Origin of the sequence: Priestia sp. TGN 0903 (assembly GCF_050846855.1) — a bacterium.
In the GTDB taxonomy this organism is placed as follows: Bacteria; Bacillota; Bacilli; order Bacillales; family Bacillaceae_H; genus Priestia; species Priestia zanthoxyli.
On record NZ_JBOZGL010000006.1, the window covers coordinates 336,326 to 358,196 of the forward strand.

General features: G+C 37.8%; 22 protein-coding genes and 4 tRNA genes. 1 reads left to right on the top strand and 25 read right to left on the bottom strand.

Annotated features, from left to right (window positions below; genetic code table 11):
* Positions 1-44 precede the first annotated feature (44 nt).
* From ACRPLY_RS21090 to ACRPLY_RS21190, 21 genes are all read right to left on the bottom strand, one after another.
* Complete coding sequence (locus ACRPLY_RS21090; RefSeq protein ID WP_014457688.1) at positions 45-839, bottom strand: MBL fold metallo-hydrolase; 795 nt, start codon at positions 837-839, stop codon at positions 45-47.
* A gap of 18 nt (positions 840-857) precedes the next feature.
* Positions 858-1,637: a two-component system regulatory protein YycI gene (locus tag ACRPLY_RS21095; RefSeq protein WP_034263964.1), complete on the bottom strand. Its 780-nt coding sequence runs from the start codon at positions 1,635-1,637 to the stop codon at positions 858-860.
* Positions 1,624-2,991, bottom strand: coding sequence for a YycH family regulatory protein (locus ACRPLY_RS21100; protein ID WP_028411920.1), 1,368 nt, complete (start codon positions 2,989-2,991; stop codon positions 1,624-1,626). The genes ACRPLY_RS21095 and ACRPLY_RS21100 overlap by 14 nt, the downstream gene beginning before the upstream one ends.
* Positions 2,982-4,889: a cell wall metabolism sensor histidine kinase WalK gene (gene walK, locus ACRPLY_RS21105; protein WP_033580358.1), complete on the bottom strand. Its 1,908-nt coding sequence runs from the start codon at positions 4,887-4,889 to the stop codon at positions 2,982-2,984. Before walK ends, ACRPLY_RS21100 begins: the two co-directional genes overlap by 10 nt.
* 6 nt (positions 4,890-4,895) lie before the next feature.
* A complete protein-coding gene (yycF, locus tag ACRPLY_RS21110) occupies positions 4,896-5,603 on the bottom strand; it encodes a response regulator YycF (protein ID WP_013085552.1) in 708 nt (235 codons plus the stop codon).
* Between the two features lie 262 nt (positions 5,604-5,865).
* A tRNA-Phe gene (locus ACRPLY_RS21115) sits at positions 5,866-5,938 on the bottom strand.
* A 4-nt stretch (positions 5,939-5,942) separates the two neighbouring features.
* A tRNA-Asp gene (locus ACRPLY_RS21120) sits at positions 5,943-6,018 on the bottom strand.
* A 35-nt stretch (positions 6,019-6,053) separates the two neighbouring features.
* Positions 6,054-6,125: transfer RNA gene (locus ACRPLY_RS21125), tRNA-Glu, on the bottom strand.
* Positions 6,126-6,140: 15 nt separating this feature from the next.
* Positions 6,141-6,213 (bottom strand) — tRNA-Lys (locus ACRPLY_RS21130).
* A 167-nt stretch (positions 6,214-6,380) separates the two neighbouring features.
* Positions 6,381-7,667, bottom strand: a complete 1,287-nt coding sequence (locus ACRPLY_RS21135; RefSeq protein WP_013085553.1) for an adenylosuccinate synthase — start codon at positions 7,665-7,667, stop codon at positions 6,381-6,383.
* A 187-nt stretch (positions 7,668-7,854) separates the two neighbouring features.
* A complete protein-coding gene (gene dnaB, locus ACRPLY_RS21140; RefSeq protein ID WP_013059909.1) occupies positions 7,855-9,219 on the bottom strand; it encodes a replicative DNA helicase in 1,365 nt (454 codons plus the stop codon).
* Between the two features lie 116 nt (positions 9,220-9,335).
* Positions 9,336-9,785 (bottom strand): 50S ribosomal protein L9, encoded by a 450-nt coding sequence (gene rplI / locus ACRPLY_RS21145; RefSeq protein WP_013059910.1) that lies wholly within the window; start codon positions 9,783-9,785, stop codon positions 9,336-9,338.
* Positions 9,782-11,755, bottom strand: coding sequence for a DHH family phosphoesterase (locus ACRPLY_RS21150; protein ID WP_025752414.1), 1,974 nt, complete (start codon positions 11,753-11,755; stop codon positions 9,782-9,784). The genes rplI and ACRPLY_RS21150 overlap by 4 nt, the downstream gene beginning before the upstream one ends.
* Positions 11,756-11,791: 36 nt before the next feature.
* Positions 11,792-12,736 carry a YybS family protein gene (locus tag ACRPLY_RS21155; RefSeq protein WP_033580875.1) on the bottom strand — a complete coding sequence of 315 codons (945 nt, stop codon included), beginning with the start codon at positions 12,734-12,736 and terminating at the stop codon, positions 11,792-11,794.
* A 138-nt stretch (positions 12,737-12,874) separates the two neighbouring features.
* Positions 12,875-13,114: a 30S ribosomal protein S18 gene (gene rpsR, locus ACRPLY_RS21160; RefSeq protein ID WP_013059913.1), complete on the bottom strand. Its 240-nt coding sequence runs from the start codon at positions 13,112-13,114 to the stop codon at positions 12,875-12,877.
* Between the two features lie 66 nt (positions 13,115-13,180).
* The gene (ssb, locus tag ACRPLY_RS21165; protein WP_013059914.1) at positions 13,181-13,681 is read right to left on the bottom strand and encodes a single-stranded DNA-binding protein; all 501 of its coding nucleotides are present in this window, start codon (positions 13,679-13,681) and stop codon (positions 13,181-13,183) included.
* 47 nt (positions 13,682-13,728) lie between these two features.
* Positions 13,729-14,016 (bottom strand): 30S ribosomal protein S6, encoded by a 288-nt coding sequence (gene rpsF, locus ACRPLY_RS21170; RefSeq protein WP_013059915.1) that lies wholly within the window; start codon positions 14,014-14,016, stop codon positions 13,729-13,731.
* Positions 14,017-14,205: 189 nt separating this feature from the next.
* A complete protein-coding gene (ychF, locus tag ACRPLY_RS21175; RefSeq protein WP_028411917.1) occupies positions 14,206-15,306 on the bottom strand; it encodes a redox-regulated ATPase YchF in 1,101 nt (366 codons plus the stop codon).
* A gap of 170 nt (positions 15,307-15,476) precedes the next feature.
* Positions 15,477-15,674, bottom strand: a complete 198-nt coding sequence (locus ACRPLY_RS21180; protein WP_013059917.1) for a DUF951 domain-containing protein — start codon at positions 15,672-15,674, stop codon at positions 15,477-15,479.
* 14 nt (positions 15,675-15,688) lie between these two features.
* Positions 15,689-16,582, bottom strand: a complete 894-nt coding sequence (locus ACRPLY_RS21185; protein ID WP_028409761.1) for a mechanosensitive ion channel family protein — start codon at positions 16,580-16,582, stop codon at positions 15,689-15,691.
* Positions 16,583-16,649: 67 nt separating this feature from the next.
* Entirely contained in the window at positions 16,650-17,663 is a 1,014-nt protein-coding gene (locus ACRPLY_RS21190; protein ID WP_432232103.1) for a YkvI family membrane protein, read from the bottom strand.
* Between the two features lie 86 nt (positions 17,664-17,749).
* On the opposite strand from ACRPLY_RS21190, the gene yyaC reads away from it, so the two are divergent.
* Positions 17,750-18,370, top strand: coding sequence for a spore protease YyaC (yyaC, locus tag ACRPLY_RS21195; RefSeq protein ID WP_028411915.1), 621 nt, complete (start codon positions 17,750-17,752; stop codon positions 18,368-18,370).
* A gap of 32 nt (positions 18,371-18,402) precedes the next feature.
* Here the strand turns inward: yyaC and ACRPLY_RS21200 are convergent, their stop codons facing one another.
* From ACRPLY_RS21200 to rsmG, 4 genes are all read right to left on the bottom strand, one after another.
* Entirely contained in the window at positions 18,403-19,272 is an 870-nt protein-coding gene (locus ACRPLY_RS21200) for a ParB/RepB/Spo0J family partition protein (protein WP_013059921.1), read from the bottom strand.
* Positions 19,244-20,026 (bottom strand): ParA family protein, encoded by a 783-nt coding sequence (locus ACRPLY_RS21205; protein WP_013059922.1) that lies wholly within the window; start codon positions 20,024-20,026, stop codon positions 19,244-19,246. Before ACRPLY_RS21205 ends, ACRPLY_RS21200 begins: the two co-directional genes overlap by 29 nt.
* 117 nt (positions 20,027-20,143) lie before the next feature.
* The gene (gene noc, locus ACRPLY_RS21210) at positions 20,144-21,019 is read right to left on the bottom strand and encodes a nucleoid occlusion protein (protein ID WP_013059923.1); all 876 of its coding nucleotides are present in this window, start codon (positions 21,017-21,019) and stop codon (positions 20,144-20,146) included.
* Positions 21,020-21,154: 135 nt separating this feature from the next.
* Positions 21,155-21,871: a 16S rRNA (guanine(527)-N(7))-methyltransferase RsmG gene (gene rsmG, locus ACRPLY_RS21215; protein WP_013085565.1), complete on the bottom strand. Its 717-nt coding sequence runs from the start codon at positions 21,869-21,871 to the stop codon at positions 21,155-21,157.

Below are 21,871 nucleotides of genomic sequence, written 5' to 3' on the forward strand. Positions count from 1 at the left end.
ATTCACGTACTAAATGAAGTTATTTTTCGCTTCCTTTCTAGAGACTATACATAAACAATATCAGTTGGTCTTTTTGGATCAGTATCACATAGGAGAATATTGTCCTCTACATTGATGTCTTTTTGTTGTAACACTTGTGCAACCGACATGCGGGCAATTTCCTTCATGTTATTGTCTTGACTCAAATGCGCCAAGTAAATGCGTTTGGTTTGATCTCCAATTACATCTGCCATTGCAAGCGCCGCGTCTTCATTTGATACATGTCCTACGTCGCTTAAAATTCGTCTTTTAATGCTCCAAGGGTAGCGCCCCATTCTCAGCATTTCAACATCATGATTGCTTTCAAATACGTACATATCACTATTTTTAATCGTACCTTTCATGCGGTCACTTACATAGCCGGTATCCGTAATAAGGGTCAATTTTTTAGACCCTTGATGAAAGACATAAAACATAGGCTCTGCGGCATCATGCGAAACGCCAAAAGACTCCACTTCCAATTGACCAAACGATTTCGTTTGGCCAATTTCAAAGTGAAACTTCTGTTCCGTATCAATGTTGCCGATCAAGCCGTCCATTGCGTTCCACGTTTTTTCATTTGCGAAAATAGGGAGCTTATATTTACGTGCCAGAACACCTAGTCCTTTAATATGGTCGCTGTGTTCGTGAGTCACTAAAATTCCTGATAAATCCGGGATATTGCGATTTACTTGTTGAAAGAGAGCTTCCATTTGCTTTCCGCTCAGCCCTGCATCAACTAGTAAGGAATGTTCTCCATCACTTACTAAAATCGCATTTCCTGTGCTCCCACTCGCTAGCACGCTGAAATGCAGGCTCATTTATCTCACTCCAAATACTTATTTATTTCCTTTTTTAATGATCTGTCCTTCAAAGGCATTTACAAAATAACTTGTATCTCCATTTACAACAATGTGCCAAGTTGGTGCTAAAACTTGAGAATTTAATAACGGCAGATCAAACGTATAGTATCCAAACTCTACGTTTGTTACAGAATCTTTCTTTTTCAATTCATCCTTCAAAAACAAATTTTCCAATGCTTTTAAAGGAGACAAAACATCCTGCTCATCATCCAACGTTTTCACGGAACCTAGCATCGTTTGTTCATATGAAACAATTTCACCTTTATCATTTAAATGAGCAATGATCATGCCATTTTCATTGTCATAGATTTTGTGCTTCTTATATTGTTGAAAGAATGTAACTGTTTTTTTCTCTTTATTAACGTTCCATAGCTCATAATCTTCACCGGAGAGCACATATCGTTTCAAAAATTGACTTAGCTTTGCTTTTGTATTTTTTTCAGGCACTGAAAAAGGTTTGTCCAATACGCTTCGAATTGTTTTTTCCTCAAGCAGCGCTGCTTTTTGCTCTTTCAGCTTTTTTAAGTCTTCTTCTTTAAACAGCTTACTTTTAGCATTTAACGAAGAAGCTTCTTTCACATCTACAGGTAAATGTTTATATTCAATGCCTTCACTCGTTAATTGTTCTTCCACGCTCGACTCCACAAATAGAGAGTACTGATCTTCTTGATGAGTTTTAAAAATCTGATAGCCTAAGTAAATATTAAGAATCAAGAAAGTGAAAATAAAGATGGTTTTTGTTCTATTCCAATCCATCGTTATCGCCTCCTTCGGTCGGCGGTGCAATTCGATACCATTTGCTATTATAATAATAGAACCAAGAAGGAACGAGTTTGACAGAATTAGAATTAAACTCAACCGTCTTTTCGCCGGTTTTCGGCTGCTGTGACACTTCTTCTAGCTGATAGCCTATTGAAATATCTTTTAACAGATTCGGGTCAAAGTTTTGATGTTTTTCAATTAATTGAATCACCTTTTGAGATGACTGCAGCTTTTCTACACTCGAGTCCTGTACTCTTACAAAACGATAAAGAGGACGACGGTAATTTAAAATCTCCGCATTTCCCCATCTCTGATATATTTCAGTCATTCCCTGATTGCTGTACACTGGATAGTTATCTTTATAATAACGATAGCTAATTTCTTTTGTAATGCGATTCCAGCTGTTGAACCTGTAATTAGATTCTGTCCAGCCGCCGTGGTCATTAACGAAGCTAAAGCTGCGATTTATTAAATTATAATCTTCCATTACCTCGGTCGTGGAATTTACAAGATTCACATATTCCATCACATCTGTCTTCGTATTGACATTGATCACTTTTGTACCTTCAGTGTAGACATCTCGGTTTGTAGACGTTTCTTTCCGTGCATAGTCTGGGTTGTTAAAAAGCGCTTCTTTATATTTTTCAATATCTAAATGCCTCATGCTCGTATAGTAGACTTCACTATTCATCGTAATATTATTTTCCGGAAGGAAGATATACCGATTTTTGTTTTCTTTATATACAAGGCTCGGGGCATACGTACGCTTCATTTTATCTTCTAATTCTTTGATATCATCTTTGGCCAAATTCTTGACTGTAACCGAATAAATCTTTTTTTGCTCATAATTCACAAGATACACGCTCACGAAAAAGGAAGGTGTACGCTTAATTTTAATGAGTACACGGTCAAATGTTTGATTAGGCAAAGACGTTTGAGAAAATGAAAAAAGCTGTTGAAATGTTTTCAAAGGTAGCGCGTCTGGATACAGCACTTCAATAGAATTACTTCCATGGACATAATTTAAAAATCCATCAGGAGAAATAGCATCCGAAACGTCCGTCACATTCGAAAATTTCCACTTTTTCATTTCATTTACCCATTTGTTTACATCATCTTCATCGTGAGACATGTAGTGATTATCGTTTCGATGATAGAGAACTTCTGTTGGAAGAATATGATCTTCTATTTTACTTTTTGAACTAACTTCAACTTCTTGCAAATGTTGATTTTTTGAAATGACCTTATAAGAAGGCTGATACGTCCATATATGATACGTCATAATTAAACTGGAAGCGACGAGAACAACTAAGATGGCCGTTTTGATATGTTCATATCTCATTCCCATTCGTCATCATTCTCACTTTCAATCGGAAGAGTAAAGTAAATCGTTGTTCCTTTTCCTTCCTGACTATCTGCCCAAATGCGTCCATCATGTGCTTCAATAATTTCCTTGGCAATAGCAAGCCCTAATCCTGTTCCGCCTAATTTACGCGTTCGTGCTTTATCTACACGATAGAAGCGTTCGAAAATTTTAGCTAAATTTGATTTTGGAATTCCCATACCTTGGTCTTTAATGCTCACAACAATTTCATGCGTATGCTGAGCAATTGAAAATGTAATGGTTCCGCCTTCAGGTGAATATTTTATTGCATTGGAAATAATGTTATCTAATACTTGTGTAATTTTATCTTGATCAATAGCGACATAGATTGCTTCATTTGGCAAGTCGCGCACGAACGAAATACCTTGTTCAATTGTCATTTCAAAGCGATCAATGATGTAATGATAAAACTTCACAAAATTGATTGGGTCACGACTAAATCGGTAGTCTTGGCTATCTAGCTTAGATAATTGAAGCAAGTCGTTAACGAGACGAATCATTCGCTCTGTCTCCGTTTGCGTTACATTTAAAAATGTTGGAGCTAAGTCCTTATCTTGCCAAGCACCGTCTGCAAGCGCATCTAAATAACTGCGCATCGTTGTTAACGGCGTACGCAATTCATGTGAAACATTCGCTACAAATTCTCGGCGATCTTGATCAATTTTCTCCTGCTCTGTAATGTCATGCAAGACAATGATAATCCCGTTGATAAAACCGGTCTCTTTTTGAATAGCGGAAATGGTAGCTCGTAAAATAAAGGGATCCGATTTTGTACTAAAGTCCAAAATTAATGACTCTTGATTGGCAAGCAAGCTTTCAAACGTATGCGTTTCTTCAAGATCTAATAGGGAAACAACTGGATCAGACAAAACCGTTTCACGTGAAACATTTAGCATAGCTGCGGCTGGATCATTAATTAAAATTACTCTTCCCTTTCGATCCGTCGCAATAACGCCGTCCGTCATATGAGCTAATACCGAACTAAGCTTACGGCGCTCCCCTTCTGTCGTTGCCTGTGCTTCTTGAAGCTTTCTTGTTAAGTTGTTGAATGTGAGAGCTAGCTGACCAATTTCATCATACCCGTACACCTTAGCTTTTCTCGTAAAATTCCCTTTGGCCATCTCAAGTGCTTGTTTTCTCATTTCAGACATTGGACGAGTAATGGTCTGAGCTAAAAACACGCCTAAAATAGCTGTGATAAAAAGAGCAATCACCGTACCTGCCTTAAAGATCTGATTGATATTACTCATTTGATCGTAAACAGGCTCCATGGAAGCTGTTAAGTAAATAGCGCCTAAGATTTCTTCGCTAGACTGAACTTTTCCATTTTTATTAGTTGAACTTGATTGACTGGCACCTACTTTATCCTGTAAACGGATAGGCTGTATCATAACTCTGATTCGCTGCCCGCTTTGATCAACAAATACATTATCAGAGTTCGTTCCTGCTAACAACGCATTTGTAATCGCTAAATCATTAGTCTTTTTACCTATGATCTGTTGAGGATTTGAGTTCGATGTAGCAATGATTCTTCTATTTTGGTCAATGACTCTTACTTCAGAAATGTCATTCATATCATTTGAAGCTAAATTGGGTCTTGAAGCAAAATCTCTTAAAATTGTCTTTAAGTCTTCCTCAAGAGTCGGTGAATCATCATCACGATTTTTCACCATTTCTTGTCCAATGTTATACGTCAGCAAGTCTGTCCGCTCTTGAAGAGACGTTCGAAAGTTGTTAACTAATTCTTTTTCTAATTGTCGTGCAAAATAGACCCCAATAATTTGCATCGCAATTAAAATGAGCAGCACATAAATCAATACAAACTTTAAATGAATAGATTGCAGGAGCCTTACTTTCTTCATCTAAAATTACTCCTGCTCTGGGCTGCGTAAATAATAGCCTACTCCACGTCTTGTTACAATCCACATTGGATGGCTTGGATTATCTTCAATTTTTTCACGTAATCTTCGAACTGTTACATCTACCGTACGCACATCACCAAAATAGTCATAACCCCATACAGTTTGAAGCAAGTGTTCACGCGTCATGACTTGTCCAATGTGCTTCGCTAAATAATGCAGCAGCTCAAATTCACGATGAGTCAGTTCAATCGTTTCTCCGCGCTTAGACACAATATAAGCATCTGGATGAATAACAAGTGCTCCAATCGTAATTTCATTCGTTTCACTTTCTTCTGTTGGAACAGCTACCTGCTGATGTCTACGTAAATTAGCTTTTACACGTGCTAATAATTCACGCGTACTGAACGGCTTAGTTACATAATCATCTGCACCTAATTCTAGACCTAAAACCTTGTCAATTTCAGAGTCTTTTGCTGTTAACATGATAATGGGCATATCATATTTTTTGCGCACTTCTCGGCAAACTTCCATTCCATCTTTCTGAGGAAGCATAATATCTAATAAAATCATTTCAGGCTGTACTTCTTCCACTTTTTCAAGTGCTTCTACGCCATCATAAGCACAAAATACTTCGTAACCTTCTTTTTGCAAATTAAACTTTAAAATATCTGCAATCGGCTTTTCGTCATCTACGACTAAAATACGTTTATCCATGATCATCGTTCTCCTTTATTAGTTGAAGCAAAATATAAAAGATAGTATTCATACTGTTTGAATACCGTAGTTTTATTATACTTGATAACCCTTGAAACGTCACAAGTTCATCCTCTACTATACATGAAGATATATGATTTTCAACCATCTCCAAATACAAAAGTAATATATTACCATAAAAGAGATGCAAAGCAAATAACGTTTTCTTTTAAATGTAAATAAAAGAAAAAAGCATGACTTTAAATAAAGTCATGCTTTTTGATGGCTCGGGACGGAATCGAACCGCCGACACAAGGATTTTCAGTCCTTTGCTCTACCAACTGAGCTACCGAGCCAAAATGGCGGTCCCGACGGGAATCGAACCCGCGATCTCCTGCGTGACAGGCAGGCATGTTAACCGCTACACCACGGGACCTCAGTCTATATGCTATGTATTAAAAATATTAAAAATGACCCGTACGGGATTCGAACCCGTGTTACCGCCGTGAAAGGGCGGTGTCTTAACCGCTTGACCAACGGGCCACGTTGTAACAAAAGTGAGCCATGAAGGACTCGAACCTTCGACCCTCTGATTAAAAGTCAGATGCTCTACCAACTGAGCTAATGGCTCATGTTATATCTCTTAGCGACGCTTACTATAATAACATGATATTTCATATGAATGCAATAGTTTTTTTAAAACTTTCTTTTTATTATTGAGCTTTTTTTAAAATCTTGTTAAAAAAGCACCAATTATAAATAAAAAAGGTTAGCTCACGAAGAGCTAACTCTTTTTATTTAGCTATATACACCACGTAATACATTTGTTTGTGTACGATCTGGACCTACAGAGAAAATAGATAAAGGAATACCTGTTAATTGAGACACGCGCTCTAAGTAGTGGCGAGCGTTATCAGGTAACTCATCTAATGTTTTCACACCCGTAATATCTTCTGTCCAACCTGGAAGCTCTTCATATACAGGTTCGCATTCTGCAAGTGTTTTTAAGCTAGCAGGGAATTCTTCCATAACTTCCCCTTTATAACGGTAAGCTACACAAATCTTTAATGTCTCAATTCCCGTTAATACATCAATTGAGTTTAAAGATAAGTCTGTGATTCCGCTAACGCGGCGAGCATGACGTACAACTACACTGTCAAACCAACCTACACGGCGAGGACGACCAGTTGTTGTACCGTATTCACGTCCTACTTCACGGATTTGATCACCGATTTCGTTTGTTAATTCAGTTGGGAAAGGACCGTCACCAACACGAGTTGTATACGCTTTTGATACACCTACAACGTGTTTGATCTTAGATGGACCTACACCAGAACCAATTGTTACTCCACCCGCTACTGGGTTTGAAGATGTAACAAATGGATATGTTCCTTGGTCGATATCTAACATAACACCTTGTGCGCCTTCAAATAGTACACGACGTCCTTCGTCTAACGCATCATTTAATACTACTGATGTATCAACCACATATTTTGCAACTTGTTGACCATACTCATAGTACTCATCTAAAATTTCTTCTAATGTAAAGCCTTCTACTTCATACATTTTTTCAAGAAGGCGATTCTTTTCAGCTAAGTTTTGTGTTAATTTTGCTTCAAATACTTCACGGTCTAGTAAATCGGCAATTCGAATACCAACACGTGCTGCTTTATCCATATAAGCTGGTCCAATACCTTTTTTCGTTGTACCAATCTTATTTTCACCTTTACGTTCTTCTTCAACTTCATCTAATTTTAAATGATATGGAAGAATCACATGAGCTCGGTTACTAATACGTAAGTTTTCTGTTGTTACACCGCGATCATGTAAGTATTTTAATTCTTGAACAAGTGCTTTTGGATCAACAACCATACCGTTTCCAATTACACACGTTTTGTCATTATAAAAAATACCTGAAGGAATTAAATGTAACTTATAAGTTTCACCATTAAACTTAATTGTGTGACCTGCATTGTTCCCACCTTGGTAACGTGCAATCACTTCTGCATTTTCTGATAGGAAGTCTGTAATCTTCCCTTTTCCTTCATCTCCCCATTGTGTTCCTACTACAACGACTGAAGACATATCTTAAGCACCTCCGCTTAGTAAGCAACAGCTCACTACGACATAATTTAACCATGGATAAGTGTATCAATTTATCACACTAAAGTCAATTAAATCCGAACGATTTAACAAAAGTTATTACAAATATATCGTATTTTGCGGAACGAATGCGATAACAATAAAATAAAACCTCTCATATTGAGAGGTTTTATGCACCAGGCGGCACTCCTGCGTCATCAAAGCGCCGCTCGAGATTAACGAATTTATTGTATTCTTTTACAAAGGCAAGCTGTACGGTTCCAACTGGACCGTTACGCTGCTTAGCTATAATAATCTCGATAATATTTTGATTTTCTGTGTCTTTTTCATAATAGTCTTCACGATATAAGAAAGCTACGATATCGGCATCCTGCTCAATACTTCCGGATTCACGGATATCAGACATCATCGGTCGCTTATCTTGTCTCTGCTCTACGCCACGGGAAAGCTGTGATAAGGCGATAACAGGAACTTCTAATTCACGGGCTAAAGCTTTTAACGCACGCGAAATTTCAGATACTTCCTGCTGTCGGTTTTCTCCGCTTCGTCCATTACCTTGAATAAGCTGTAAGTAGTCAATTAAAATCATCCCAAGTCCGCCTTCTTGTTTCAAGCGACGACACTTAGAACGAATTTCACCTACTCGAATACCCGGTGTATCATCAATATAAATCCCTGCATTGGACAAAGATCCCATTGCCATCGTGAGCTTTCCCCAGTCATCGGCTGTAAGCGAGCCTGTACGCAGCCTTTGTGCATCAATATTTCCTTCGGCACACAGCATCCTCATAACAAGCTGCTGAGCACCCATCTCTAAACTGAATATTGCTACGTTCTCATCCGTTTTCGTTGCAACGTTTTGCGCAATATTTAAGGCAAAAGCCGTTTTACCTACCGATGGACGCGCCGCTACAATGATTAAATCATTTCGCTGGAACCCTGCTGTCATTCTATCTAAATCACTAAACCCAGTTGGGATACCTGTAATGTCACCTTTTCGATTGTGAAGAACTTCGATATCATCGTATGTTTGTACAAGTACATCTTTGATATTTTGAAACACACCGCTGTTTTTACGCTGTGCTACTTCTAAAATGTTTTTTTCCGCTTCATTTAATAAAACTTCCACTTCGTCTTCCCTTGCATATCCTTCTGAAGCAATATGCGTTGCAGTACGAATTAGACGGCGTAAAATCGACTTTTCTTCTACAATTTTACCGTAATATTCTACGTTTGCAGCCGTTGGAACAGAGTTAGCTAAATCACTTAAATACGATACGCCGCCAACTTCTTCTAGGATTTTTTGGTCAGCTAATTCAGACGTTACCGTTACCAAATCAACCGGTTCACCTTGGTCAGAAAGTTTCAGCATACATGTAAAGATTTTCTGGTGCGATGCCCGATAAAAATCTTCAGGTATCAGCAGTTCAGATGCTAAGGTTAAAGAAGAAGGCTCTAAGAAAATGGCCCCTAATAGCGCTTGCTCTGCTTCAATATTCTGAGGCGGAAGACGATCAGCAAAAAGATCACTCATATTTCTATGCCCCTCTTATATTCTTTCAGTATTTTCTTTCATCATAAATGTTGGCGCGAACAAATACAAGTCCGCGCCAACCCTTTATATTATTTACTTATTTCTCAATCGTACGTTTATTTTTGTTCAGTCACGTGTACCTTTACAGTAGCCGTTACTTCCGGATGTAATTTAACCGGTACATTTGTGTAGCCTAATGCGCGAATGGCATCATTTAACTCAATTTTACGCTTATCTACTTTAATTTTGTGTTTTTTCTTTAATTCTTCAGCAATTTGTTTGCTTGTGATAGAACCGAATAAACGGCCACCTTCACCAGATTTTGCTGTTAATTCAACTGTCAATTCTTCAAGAGTTGCTTTTAACTCTTTGTTTGCTTGCAGTTCTGCAGCTGCATCTTTTTGCTCTCTATTTTTTTGTGCTTCTAATACCTTCACATTACCGCCTGTAGCTTCAACAGCATAACCATTTTTTAATAAGAAGTTATGTGCATAACCGTCTGAAACATTTTTCACTTCACCTTTTTTGCCTTTTCCTTTTACATCTTTTAAGAAAATTACTTTCATGATTTTTTACCTCCATCTAAGTACTCATCAATTGCTTGTTTAAGCCTTTCTTCAGCTTCATCCAAACTAATGTCTTGAAGCTGAGTAGCAGCATTCGTTAAGTGGCCTCCGCCTTGGAGACTTTCCATAATAACTTGTACATTGATATCTCCAAGCGATCTAGCACTAATGCCAATTAGATTATCCCGTCGCTTAGAAATAACAAACGAAGCAACCACTCCGCTGATTGAAAGCAGCGTATCTGCAGCTTGCGCGATTAACACTTGATCATACATTTTGTTCGGTTCAGCGCGTGAAATGGCAATACCCGCTGTATAAATCTCTGCATGTTCAATGAAGCGTGCTCGCTGTACATATTGCGTAATATCTTCTTTTAAAAACTTTTGAACAAGGACCGTATCTGCGCCTTGAGAACGTAAAAAGGACGCTGCATCAAACGTACGAGATCCCGTGCGTAATGTAAAGCTTTTTGTATCGACAATAATACCGGCTAAAAGTGCTGTTGCTTCTAGCATATCAATTTTAAATCGTTTTGGCTGGTATTCAAGAAGCTCAGTAACGAGTTCTGCTGTCGAGGAAGCATATGGCTCCATATAGACAAGAAGAGGGTCTTCGATAAAGTCTTCTCCTCGTCTATGATGATCAATGACTACGACATTTTCAATACGATTTAATAACCTTTCTTCAATAACGAGCGACGGCTTATGCGTATCTACTACTACTAAAAGAGTATCATCACTCACAAGATTTAAGGCTTCTTCAGGCGTAATAAATCGTTCCCACAGGCCTTCTTTCTTTTTAATCTCTTCTAGCATTCGCTGAACACCTGTATCAATATGATCAGGATCTAATACGATAAAACCGTCTTTCTGATTTACTTGCGCTACTTTTAATATCCCAATAGCAGCTCCTACAGCATCCATATCCGGATACTTATGACCCATGATAATCACTTTTCCACTCTCTGTAATGAGCTCTTTTAACGCGTGAGAAATAACTCTGGCACGCACGCGCGTCCGTTTTTCCATTGGATTAGTCTTGCCGCCAAAGAATTTCACTTTTCCATTCGGCTGTTTAATCGCTACTTGATCTCCACCTCGGCCTAAGGCCAAATCCAAGCTAGATTGAGCTAAAGCACCCAGCTCAGGTAAATCAGCAGCACCAGCTCCGATACCAATGCTCAATGTAAGCGGTATATTTTGTTTAGACGTCTCTTCTCGAACTTGGTCTAAGATAGAAAATTTGCTTCGCTCTAAATGAATTAAGATTTGTTCATTCATAATCGCAATAAATTTCTCAGAAGACGTACGTTTAATAAAAATACCGTATTCTTGAGCCCAACTATTTAACATAGAAGTTACTTGGCTATTCAAGTTACTTTTAACTTGATCATCCATTCCTTGCGTTAGTTCATCATAATTATCTAAAAAGATAATGCCTAAACTTGTTCGTTCTTCCTCATACAATTTTTCGATTTCTATTTGCTCTGTAATATCAAAGAAGTACAGTAAGCGCTCGTCTCGTTTAATCACCACTTTGAATTTCCGATCATGCAACGTGACAACTTCTGTTTCCACTTCTTGTTTGATCAGTGGAATAATACTCTCTGCCACATCGTATAATGATCTTCCCACCAGTGTGTCTTCACCCAGACAAGATGCTAGAAAAGGATTGGTCCATTCAATTTGATATTCATCATTAAATAGCATAATCCCAATCGGCATTTCCATTAATGCCTCTTCGCCTACTTTTTTCAACCGATGAGACAGCATTGAAATATAGGTTTCAAACTCATCGGACAGCATTCGCTCCATTCTCATGTATAGAAAAAGACAGGCTAATAGTAATATAAAGCCTATCATTCCTATGATCCAATTATGATAGGTCACGATACCTACTAAAATCAGGGCTATACTATACAATGAGTAAAATGGATAGCGAATGACGTTCTTTTTTGTAAAGACAGGCATCCATTTCAGCTCCTACTTTTTTAAGTTCCACAATATCTACTTTTTTGTGTCTAATTGTTTTCTTAAATTAAATCCTAAATCAATTATACCTAAGATGCGCACAATTTGAAGGATAATTGGAATAATTAATGCTAAAATTGTTACAACAATTGGAATTGCTTTGGCATACCCTTTTTGATGTGAGAAATAGAAAATAAAAGAGATCCCTTGTAACACGACTAGCATTTGCAGTCCCATCACGATGTTGATAATAGCTACGTACATAAATGTACCTTGTTCAATATTAAAAGATGGGAAGGATAAGATTAATGCAATCAAATAATACCATAGAATACTTTTAGGAAGTTTAAATTCACGAAAAGGCGGGAATGCTTGCACCTCATAACCTGTTCTTTTAAGAATAGGCGTAGCAATAAGCTGAGAGAAAAAGGCTAGAATAACTCCACCCATAACAATTAATAGAGGCAGCAGATTTTTAAACATATCAAATGCATCTCTCATTTGGTCAATTTGAGATTCCTTAACGTCTTGTCCTAAACTTTTCATCATTTCAATACTTTGATTAATCGATTGATCTAAAGCATTATTTATTTGCTCCATTAAATTAACATTAAAAATGACATTTGCTCCTACGAACAATAAAAGTAAACCTAAACTAAATGCAACCGTGCCGCCTAGTAAAATGGTATACCTTTTTTGTTTTTGTCGGTAAAGCATTCCTATTGCTAATCCACCAATACCAAATACAAGTGTAAAAGGAAGAGTCAATACATTTCCAAATAACAAAGTCAATAACAACCCTACTACTAAAAATAATATTGCCTTTTTCCACCCATGACGAACGGTATACACAATAAATGGAACAGCTAGCGCTAGTTGAAAAATGGTTCCCACAACAGGTATGTATAGTGAAAAAAGCAACAGCGCTACAAACAGCGCTAAAAGAGCTGCTCCTTCTGTAATATATCGAATTCCTTTCACAACTTCACCTCGTTGATATAGACTATTATTTATTTTATCGATTCAGTTCATAAGAAGCAACTATTTGACAAAAGAGCACCTATGTAATGTAAAAAGAGGCAGTAAGGATTCCCTTACTGCCTCTTTTTATACCGTTCATTATTCACCAGAAACATATGGTAATAATGCCATTTGACGAGCGCGTTTGATAGCGATCGTTAATTTACGTTGGTATTTAGCGCTTGTTCCAGTTACACGACGAGGTAAAATTTTACCACGCTCTGAAACGAATTTTTTAAGCATATCTACATCTTTGTAATCGATGTGAGTGATGCCGTTTGCTGTGAAGAAACAAACTTTACGACGTCTGTTGCGTCCACCTTTACGTCCACCTGCCATTTTGATACGCCTCCTTCCGCTTAAAAGTTTCTATAAAATTTTATACTCCGGATAATCTACTGCGAATTAAAACGGTAAATCGTCATCAGAAATGTCAATTGTCTCGCCATTATTTGCAAATGGATCATCATCAACGCGAGTATAACCTTGATTACCTGAGTTACGGTTCTGATTATCTCCAAATGGAGAGCCTTGTCCAGATCCTCCAGTGTTAGCAAAGTTACTGCGTTGCGTATCCCCACCGCCACTTTTCGGCTCTAAAAATTGCACACTTTCCGCTACAACTTCCGTTACGTATACACGACGACCGTCTTGTCCTTCGTAACTGCGAGATTGTAGTCGACCATCAACACCAGCTAAACTTCCTTTTTTAAGGAAATTGGCTGCATTTTCAGCCTGACGACGCCATACAACACAGTTGATGAAGTCAGCTTCACGTTCACCTTGCTGATTTGTAAATGTGCGGTTTACCGCTAAAGTGAATGTTGCAACCGCTGCTCCACTCGGGGTATAACGTAATTCAGGATCTTTGGTTAAGCGTCCTACGAGAATTACGCGATTCATCATCAGAACCACTCCTTAAGGAAATAAAACCCATTTATTTAAACGTTTAATTATGCTTCTTGTTTAACAACGATATGACGGATAATGTCTTCGTTGATTTTCGCAAGACGATCAAATTCAGAAACTGCTTCTGAAGTAGCCGCCACGTCAAGAATCATGTAGTAACCGTCACGGAAATCATTGATTTCGTATGCTAAACGACGTTTACCCCATTCTTTAACATTTGCGATTTCAGCACCATTATCAGTTAATACGCCGTTGAAGCGCTCAACTAATGCTTTCTTTGCTTCGTCATCAATGCTTGGACGGATGATGTACATTACTTCATACTTTCTCATCACTGTCACCTCCTTTTGGTCTAACGGCCCGAAACGGGCAAGGAGCAATAAAATATTACTCACGAATTAAAATTATAGCACACTACCCTAGGCAAAGCAATATGCATTGCGGGCTGTTTCGTAAATATACGCTAATATTTTCGCCAACGATAAAAGCCGAAAGAAGATATCTTCTTTCGGCTTTTAATCTTATACGTTAAAGCGGAAATGCATAACGTCTCCGTCTTTTACGATGTATTCTTTTCCTTCTAAACGTACTTTTCCAGCTTCACGAGCTGCTCCCATTGTTTTGGCAGCTAATAAATCCTCGTATGACACCGTTTCTGCACGAATAAATCCACGTTCAAAATCTGTATGAATAATACCTGCACACTCAGGAGCTTTCATACCTTGTGTAAACGTCCACGCGCGTACTTCTTGCTCACCAGCTGTAAAGTACGTAGCTAATCCAAGTAAATCGTACGCTGCACGTACAAGCTGATCTAGACCTGACTGTTCAATGCCTAGTTCTTCAAGGAACATTGCTTTTTCTTCTCCTTCAAGTTCAGCAATTTCAGATTCAATGCGTGCGCAAACAACAATTACTTCTGCACCTTCGCTTGCCGCATACTCACGCACTTTTGCTACATATTCGTTAGCAGATGCATCGGCTACTTCATCTTCAGCAACGTTTGCTACATAAAGAATAGGCTTAATCGTTAGCAAGTGAAATTGTTTTACTAATTTCATTTGTTCTTCTGTAAATGATACAGCACGAGCTGGCTGATCACTTTCAAATGCATTCTTTAGTTTCTCTAGAATTTCGTATTCATACATTGCTTCTTTGTCTTTTTGTTTAGCCATTTTTTGAACACGGCCAATACGTTTCTCTACCGTTTCTAAATCTGCTAAAATCAACTCTAAATTAATTGTTTCAATATCTGAGATAGGATCTACTTTTCCTGAAACGTGCGTGATGTTTTCATCTTCAAAACAACGCACAACGTGACAAATCGCATCTACTTCTCGAATATGAGATAAGAATTTATTTCCCAATCCTTCACCTTTACTAGCACCTTTTACGATTCCAGCGATATCTGTGAATTCAAATGCTGTTGGGATTGTTTTTTTAGGTTTTACAAGCTCTGTAAGTTTTTGAAGACGATGATCAGGTACTTCTACGATACCTACGTTAGGATCAATCGTACAGAAAGGGTAGTTCGCAGATTCTGCGCCCGCTTGTGTAATTGCATTAAATAATGTTGATTTTCCAACGTTAGGAAGACCAACAATTCCAGCTGTTAAAGCCATATATTTATTCACTCCTCTTTATATATCCGAAACAAGTTAACCTGTCACAATTATAGTGAGTCAACTTTTGAAATACAAGTTTGATAAAGAACCTTTAACCGCATGGGGTTAAGGTGCCTCATTTTGTCCCACCTTACAGTATAAGGCATAAACATAGAAAATGCATGAGGTTATTCCTCATGCTTTACAAGAATTTTTTTCATTTTACGTGCAAAATCACGTCTTGGAATCATTACGCTATGGCCGCAGCCTTCACATTTAATACGGATATCCATTCCCATTCGAATGATTTTCCATTCATTTGTACCGCAAGGATGAGGTTTTTTCATTTCCACAACGTCATTTAAACCAAATTCTTTTTCCGTCATCAGCTCTCTCCTCCTTATGTCCCTTTCAACGTCGACGAATGCTGTGCTTCTTCTGTACGATTATACATAACCATACGTGGAAATGGAACTTCAATTCCATGTTCATTTAGCCTTGTACGCACTTCTTTACGAATCATACGAGAAATATGGAAATGTCTCATTGGTTTTACTTCGCTTGTAATCCTCATTGTGACTTCAGTTGCATGGATATTTTGAACCCCCAGCAGTTCAGGCGTTTTCACCATATCTTCATAGCGACTTGGCAATTCTTCTAACAGGTCTAAAATCACTTGTTCTGCTTTTTGTATGTTTTCTTCATAAGAAATGCTTACATCAACGAAAGCTACGCTGTTATGTAACGAAAAATTAGTGACCTCTACAATACTGCCATTGGGTAAAATATTAATTTCGCCTGTCCAACTCTTAATCTTCGTTGTGCGCAACCCAATTTCTTCCACAGTCCCCTCAAATGTTCCTACTCGAACATAATCGCCAACGGAGAACTGATCTTCAAAGATAATAAAAAACCCCGTGATGATGTCTTTCACTAAGTTTTGAGCACCAAACCCTACCGCGAGCCCTACGATTCCAGCCCCCGCTAGCAATCCACGGACATCTACCGATAACGTTTCTAAAATCATAACTCCCGCAACGAAATAAATGGCATAAGAAAAAATATTTTGAAGCAAACGGACCATCGTAGCTTCTCGTCGCTCAGAAATACGCAGAGGGCTATTTGTGCGAACCTCTACGAATTTATTTAACGCTTTCTTTCCAATTCGAATTAAAAACATGGAAATAAGTAGAATCAACAGAATTTTTATAAATCCCTCTCCAATATGTGCCCACGTTTCTTCTTGAAAAAATGGCTCAAACACGTTCTTAAAAACCGACTTCAACGAATTCATACTACATGTAGCTCCTAACGTAACATAATCTGCATATGAGAAAGTTTTAACCTATTGTAGCAAGTTTCTACGAACTTTTGTAGCGATTTCGAAATGGATACAACAGAACGGCTGTTACTAGAAATAAATTGACTATTCCATACATTGGATACAAAACGGCAATCAAAGTAGAAAACCCTACCTTTGTAAAGGGAATCATTAAAAGTAGCCAGCAGGCTGCCAGTTTCCAAAGAGATTGCACCTTTTCAGTATGAAAACGCGCGGTCAACCCTAAAATTCCCGAAACGGCTGTCGTATAAATTGCGATAAGCAAAACAATGCTCATTAAAAACGTCATCATATAAGGAAAATCTTTAAGAATAGCGAATAATGGAATTTCATAAGAGGAAAGAAGCCCTGAAACTTGAATAAGTGATTCATTATAAATAAAGGAGAGACCTCCTAATAAAAAACCACTGCCAACACTTGCAATATAAATCTCTTTTTTGCTTTTAATTTCCTTTCCAATTGTAGATAATACCGCGACGAGAGGAAGAATATTCAAAGCCGTAAAGGTAAAAGCAGCAGGCCAATTATGCTGAAGATGCCAATTAGTTACTCCAGGATGACGTAAAACAAATGTAAGGAGTACGCCAGCTAGTCCAATCATTAAGATTGGCATAACGAAAGAATTGATAGAAAGCAGTCCACTTAATCCTCTTGAAAAAACAAAGACAATCAACGCACTAAGAGCACCAATTCCCCACCAGTAAGGAACATGCCACATTTCCAATGTCGCCCCGCCGCCTGCGATCATAATCACCGTCGTCGTAAACAAATAAAAAATGATTAAAACGTCGTAGGCTGCAGCCCATTTCTTTCCTATTAATTCAATTAGTACTGGGTAAAATTGATTGGTTCGATAGCGATAGCTGATTTGCATAATCACATTGCAAGAAATCGCAAAAATAATAGAAAATAGAAAAATAGCAAGTCCGCTTTCTTCGCCAAAAAACTGCCATAGCTCTCTCCCTGAAGCATATCCAGCGCCTATCATTGTTCCCATAATTAAGAATATCCATTTACATCCTGCTCTCCACATCGATTTTCCCCCAATCTATGAAATATATGTATAGAATCTTCAAAATCTTCGTATACTGTTACTATTATGTATAAGGAGTGGACCCTATGAATTTAAAATCTCCCTTCTTTGAGAAGACACAACATTCAACCCGCGTATTTCATGATGAAGAATCTGCTATAAAGAAGCTGAGTACACAGTTACTATCTTTACTTCCAGCACAGAAAGACAGACCAATTGTTTTTGTATGTATTGGAACGGACCGTTCAACTGGGGACTCATTGGGTCCATTAGTCGGAACGAAACTGAATGAAAAAAAGGTTTCATCTTTTCATATTTTTGGAACGTTAGAAGAGCCTGTTCATGCTGTTAATTTGAAAGAAACGTTAAAACATATTCAAAAGCTTTTCCCGAATCCTTTTATTATTGGAATTGATGCTTGTTTAGGTCGTATGAAAAGCGTAGGCTCTGCATCACTTGGAATAGGACCCGTTAAACCAGGAGCAGGGGTTAATAAAGAATTGCCCCCAGTCGGGGATATTCATATAACAGGGGTTGTCAACGTGAGCGGATTTATGGAGTTTTTCGTCTTGCAAAATACGAGGCTTCATCTTGTTATGTGCATTGCCGATTTAATTGCGAAAAGCATTGAGACTGTACACAACGAACGAGAGAAAGAGTTTAATGCTTCTCCTGTTTACCAAACTGTAAGACACTATAAACAATAAAAAAGGTTGTCCTAAAACTAGGACAACCTTTTTTATACAGAAGATTTATTGGTCTGAGAAAGATCATTAAATAATTCAAGAAGACGGTTTAAATCTTCTTTAGAGAAAAATTCGATTTCAATTTTTCCTTTTTTCTTGCTTTGTGTAATATGAACAGAGGTACCAAAGCGCTCACGGAGCTGTGTTTCACTTTGTTTTATGAATAAATCTTTATCTTTTTTGGTTTTTGATGTTTCACGTGGAACGGCTTTATTTAAGTGAGCAATATAAGCCTCTAGCTGTCTGACATTTAATTGTTCCTTGCGTATTTTTTCAACTACTTTAGGTAGAAGAGCTTTATTTTTTAAACCGACTAGCGTACGCCCGTGTCCCATAGACAATTCATTAGTAGAAATGAGGGTTTGAATTTCCTCAGGCAGTTGCAAGAGGCGAACATAGTTAGCAATATGAGGTCGGCTTTTTCCTAGTCGTGTAGCAAGTTGCTCCTGTGTCATATCGAGCTTATCCATAAGCAATTGATAAGCGGTTGCTTCTTCAATTGGCGTCAAATCTTCACGCTGTAAATTCTCCAACAAAGCTAGTTCCATCATTTGCTTTTCTGAAAAGTCTTTTATAATGACAGGAACAGTAGCAAGGTCAGCTTCTTTAGCAGCTCTAAATCGTCTTTCACCCGCTAAGATTTCATAGCCTTTAATGCTTTTGCGAGCTACAATAGGCTGTAAGATGCCATGATGTAAAATGGATTGCTTTAACTCATTAATTGCTTCTTTATTAAACGTTTTACGTGGTTGATAGGGGTTGGGTCTAAGTTCGTGAATAGCAACTTCCTGAATTGAATCATCAGCCTGTGCATCTAAGCCTGAAAATAAGGCATTAATTCCTTTCCCTAATCCTTTCGCCATTATAAATCACTTCCTTTGCAAGTTCCGTATAAACTGCGGCCCCTCTAGATCTTGCATCATATAAGATAATTGGTTCACCATGACTAGGTGCTTCGCTCAAACGAACATTTCGAGGAATAATCGTTTGATAAACCCGATCCTGAAAGTACTTCTTCACTTCTGCTGTTACCTGGAGTCCCAAATTTGTGCGTGCGTCAAGCATAGTAAGCAATACACCTTCGATACGCAGTTGATTATTCAAATGTTTTTGGACTAATCTAACGGTATTTAGCAATTGACTTAATCCTTCAAGCGCATAATATTCACACTGTACAGGTATTAAAACAGAATCAGCTGCAGTTAACGCATTTAATGTCAGTAAACCAAGAGAAGGGGGACAATCAATAATAACATAATCAAAGTGATCTTTCACCGTTTCTAAAGCTCTCTTAAGTCGAACTTCACGTGAAATAGTCGACACTAATTCAATTTCTGCACCAGCTAATTGAATGGTCGCGGGAATGATTGATAAATTTTCGACGGCTGTTGAACGCACAACGTTTTTGGCTTCCATATCTTCCACTACTACATTGTAAATACATTCATCTACATCTGCTTTATCTATGCCAACTCCACTCGTAGCGTTACCCTGTGGATCTCCGTCTACAAGTAGAACCTTTTTTCCTTGTTCAGCTAAACAAGCGCCTAAATTAACAGCGGTTGTTGTTTTTCCAACCCCGCCTTTTTGATTCGCAACTGCCACAATTTTCCCCATGTTGTCACCTACTTTCATTTCCATCCCATTTGTCCAGACAGTTTTATTGTTCATTGAATTTTCTGACGAAAAACTTTGATAAAAAAGCCTCATCAAAAAAAGATGAGGGCTATTTCTTTATTTTTTCGGAATCTTAATAGTAAACTGAAAATATTCATCAAACTCTTCTTCTTCTGTGTTTAATGAAATACCGCTGTCACTAACCATTGTCAACGATTGACGGATTGTATTCATTGCGATACGCGTATCTTTACTAAACGCTTTTCTTTTTGCTTTTGGCTTTTTAACCTGCGTTTCTAACAATTTAACTACTCGATCTTCCGTTTGTTTTACATTTAATTGTTTTTCAATAATCTCAGCTAATACTTGAAGTTGTTTTTCTTGATTTTTGAGGGGAATGAGCGCTCTCGCATGTCGCTCTGTAATCAATTTTTGTTTGATTGCTTCTTGTATTTCAACAGGAAGCTTTAACAAACGAAGCTTGTTTGCAATTGTGGATTGGCCTTTTCCTAAACGTTGAGCTAATGCCTCTTGGGTAAGATTATGTAACTCAATTAACTTTGCGTAGGCTAGTGCTTCTTCGACAGCCGTTAGCTCTTCACGTTGTAAGTTTTCTATTAAAGCCACAGAGGCCGTTTCTGTATCGTTAAAATGTTTCACAATTGCAGGAACCGTATCCCATCCTAAGCTTTGTACAGCTCTCCACCGGCGTTCTCCAGCAATTAATTCGTATTCTTCGCCCTCAGTCGGTCGAACCACAATAGGTTGAATAATACCGTGTGTATGAATAGTAAGAGCTAGCTCTTCAATTTTTGCTTCATTAAACACAGTACGCGGCTGATAACGATTCGGAATAATACTTGAAACCCTAATTTGTTTTACTTCATCTCTTAAAACTTTTTCGACATTTTCATCTTGGACAGTTTCAATCTCTACATGAATATCCTCATCTTTTTCTTTTAAATTAAAAAAACGTGAAAAAGCAGATTTCATAGTCCCACACCACCTTCAGGAAAATCCCGCCTTAAACTAATTCGATGTTTTTTAATCATATCCTGCTTTCTAAACAGAAAATATAGAGAAGAAAATGTTTCATATGAAACATTTTCTTCTCTATCTATTTACCGCCTACTCTAATGGAAGCTTAACTGGGGTACCAGGTTTTCTAGGATATTTTTTAGGCGTTTTCTTTATTTTATCTATTAAAATAATGTAACGTTCACTTTGCTCCAAAGGCAATTGGAAATGTTCAATCGACTTCACTTTTCCACCTAATACTTGAAATGATTTTTCCCCATTTTTTAATTCCTCAGGGGCAGAAGCACCTTTCATTGCTAAAAAGCGTCCTTGTTCTTTAACAAGCGGTAAGCAAAATTCATTAAGAACCGAGATACGTGCCACGGCTCTTGCTGTTACAAGATCGAATGACTCGCGAATCGTTTCTTTTTTACCAAATGTTTCAGCTCGATCATGACATAGTGTGACATTGTCTAGTTCAAGCTCATTTACAAGATGCGTCAAAAACGTAATACGCTTTTGTAACGAGTCAACAATGGTTACATGCAAATGCGGGAAACAAATTTTGATCGGAATACTTGGAAATCCTGCTCCTGCCCCTACATCACACATGGATTCAATTTCTGTAAAGTCTTGAAAAAAAGCAGCTGAAATAGAATCGTAAAAATGCTTTTCATACACTTCACCGTGATCAGTGATAGCAGTTAAATTCATTTTTTCGTTCCATTCCACTAAAACTTGATAATACTTTTCAAATTGATTCAGCTGTTTAGAAGAAAGAGAAATTCCCTTTTCTTCTAATAGCTGTTGAAACTGTTGAATATTCAT

Bases quoted from the DNA above. Each gene is read 5' to 3' on its own strand.
- ACRPLY_RS21090 (WP_014457688.1), bottom strand. From the start codon at position 839: ATGAGCCTGCATTTCAGCGTGCTAGCGAGTGGGAGCACAGGAAATGCG.
- ACRPLY_RS21095 (WP_034263964.1), bottom strand. From the start codon at position 1,637: ATGGATTGGAATAGAACAAAAACCATCTTTATTTTCACTTTCTTGATT.
- ACRPLY_RS21100 (WP_028411920.1), bottom strand. From the start codon at position 2,991: ATGGGAATGAGATATGAACATATCAAAACGGCCATCTTAGTTGTTCTC.
- walK (WP_033580358.1), bottom strand. From the start codon at position 4,889: ATGAAGAAAGTAAGGCTCCTGCAATCTATTCATTTAAAGTTTGTATTG.
- yycF (WP_013085552.1), bottom strand. From the start codon at position 5,603: ATGGATAAACGTATTTTAGTCGTAGATGACGAAAAGCCGATTGCAGAT.
- ACRPLY_RS21135 (WP_013085553.1), bottom strand. From the start codon at position 7,667: ATGTCTTCAGTCGTTGTAGTAGGAACACAATGGGGAGATGAAGGAAAA.
- dnaB (WP_013059909.1), bottom strand. From the start codon at position 9,219: ATGAGTGATCTTTTTGCTGATCGTCTTCCGCCTCAGAATATTGAAGCA.
- rplI (WP_013059910.1), bottom strand. From the start codon at position 9,785: ATGAAAGTAATTTTCTTAAAAGATGTAAAAGGAAAAGGCAAAAAAGGT.
- ACRPLY_RS21150 (WP_025752414.1), bottom strand. From the start codon at position 11,755: ATGCCTGTCTTTACAAAAAAGAACGTCATTCGCTATCCATTTTACTCA.
- rpsR (WP_013059913.1), bottom strand. From the start codon at position 13,114: ATGGCAGGTGGACGTAAAGGTGGACGCAACAGACGTCGTAAAGTTTGT.
- ssb (WP_013059914.1), bottom strand. From the start codon at position 13,681: ATGATGAATCGCGTAATTCTCGTAGGACGCTTAACCAAAGATCCTGAA.
- rpsF (WP_013059915.1), bottom strand. From the start codon at position 14,016: ATGAGAAAGTATGAAGTAATGTACATCATCCGTCCAAGCATTGATGAC.
- ychF (WP_028411917.1), bottom strand. From the start codon at position 15,306: ATGGCTTTAACAGCTGGAATTGTTGGTCTTCCTAACGTTGGAAAATCA.
- ACRPLY_RS21180 (WP_013059917.1), bottom strand. From the start codon at position 15,674: ATGACGGAAAAAGAATTTGGTTTAAATGACGTTGTGGAAATGAAAAAA.
- ACRPLY_RS21185 (WP_028409761.1), bottom strand. From the start codon at position 16,582: ATGAATTCGTTGAAGTCGGTTTTTAAGAACGTGTTTGAGCCATTTTTT.
- ACRPLY_RS21190 (WP_432232103.1), bottom strand. From the start codon at position 17,663: ATGTGGAGAGCAGGATGTAAATGGATATTCTTAATTATGGGAACAATG.
- yyaC (WP_028411915.1), top strand. From the start codon at position 17,750: ATGAATTTAAAATCTCCCTTCTTTGAGAAGACACAACATTCAACCCGC.
- ACRPLY_RS21200 (WP_013059921.1), bottom strand. From the start codon at position 19,272: ATGGCGAAAGGATTAGGGAAAGGAATTAATGCCTTATTTTCAGGCTTA.
- ACRPLY_RS21205 (WP_013059922.1), bottom strand. From the start codon at position 20,026: ATGGGGAAAATTGTGGCAGTTGCGAATCAAAAAGGCGGGGTTGGAAAA.
- noc (WP_013059923.1), bottom strand. From the start codon at position 21,019: ATGAAATCTGCTTTTTCACGTTTTTTTAATTTAAAAGAAAAAGATGAG.
- rsmG (WP_013085565.1), bottom strand. From the start codon at position 21,871: ATGAATATTCAACAGTTTCAACAGCTATTAGAAGAAAAGGGAATTTCT.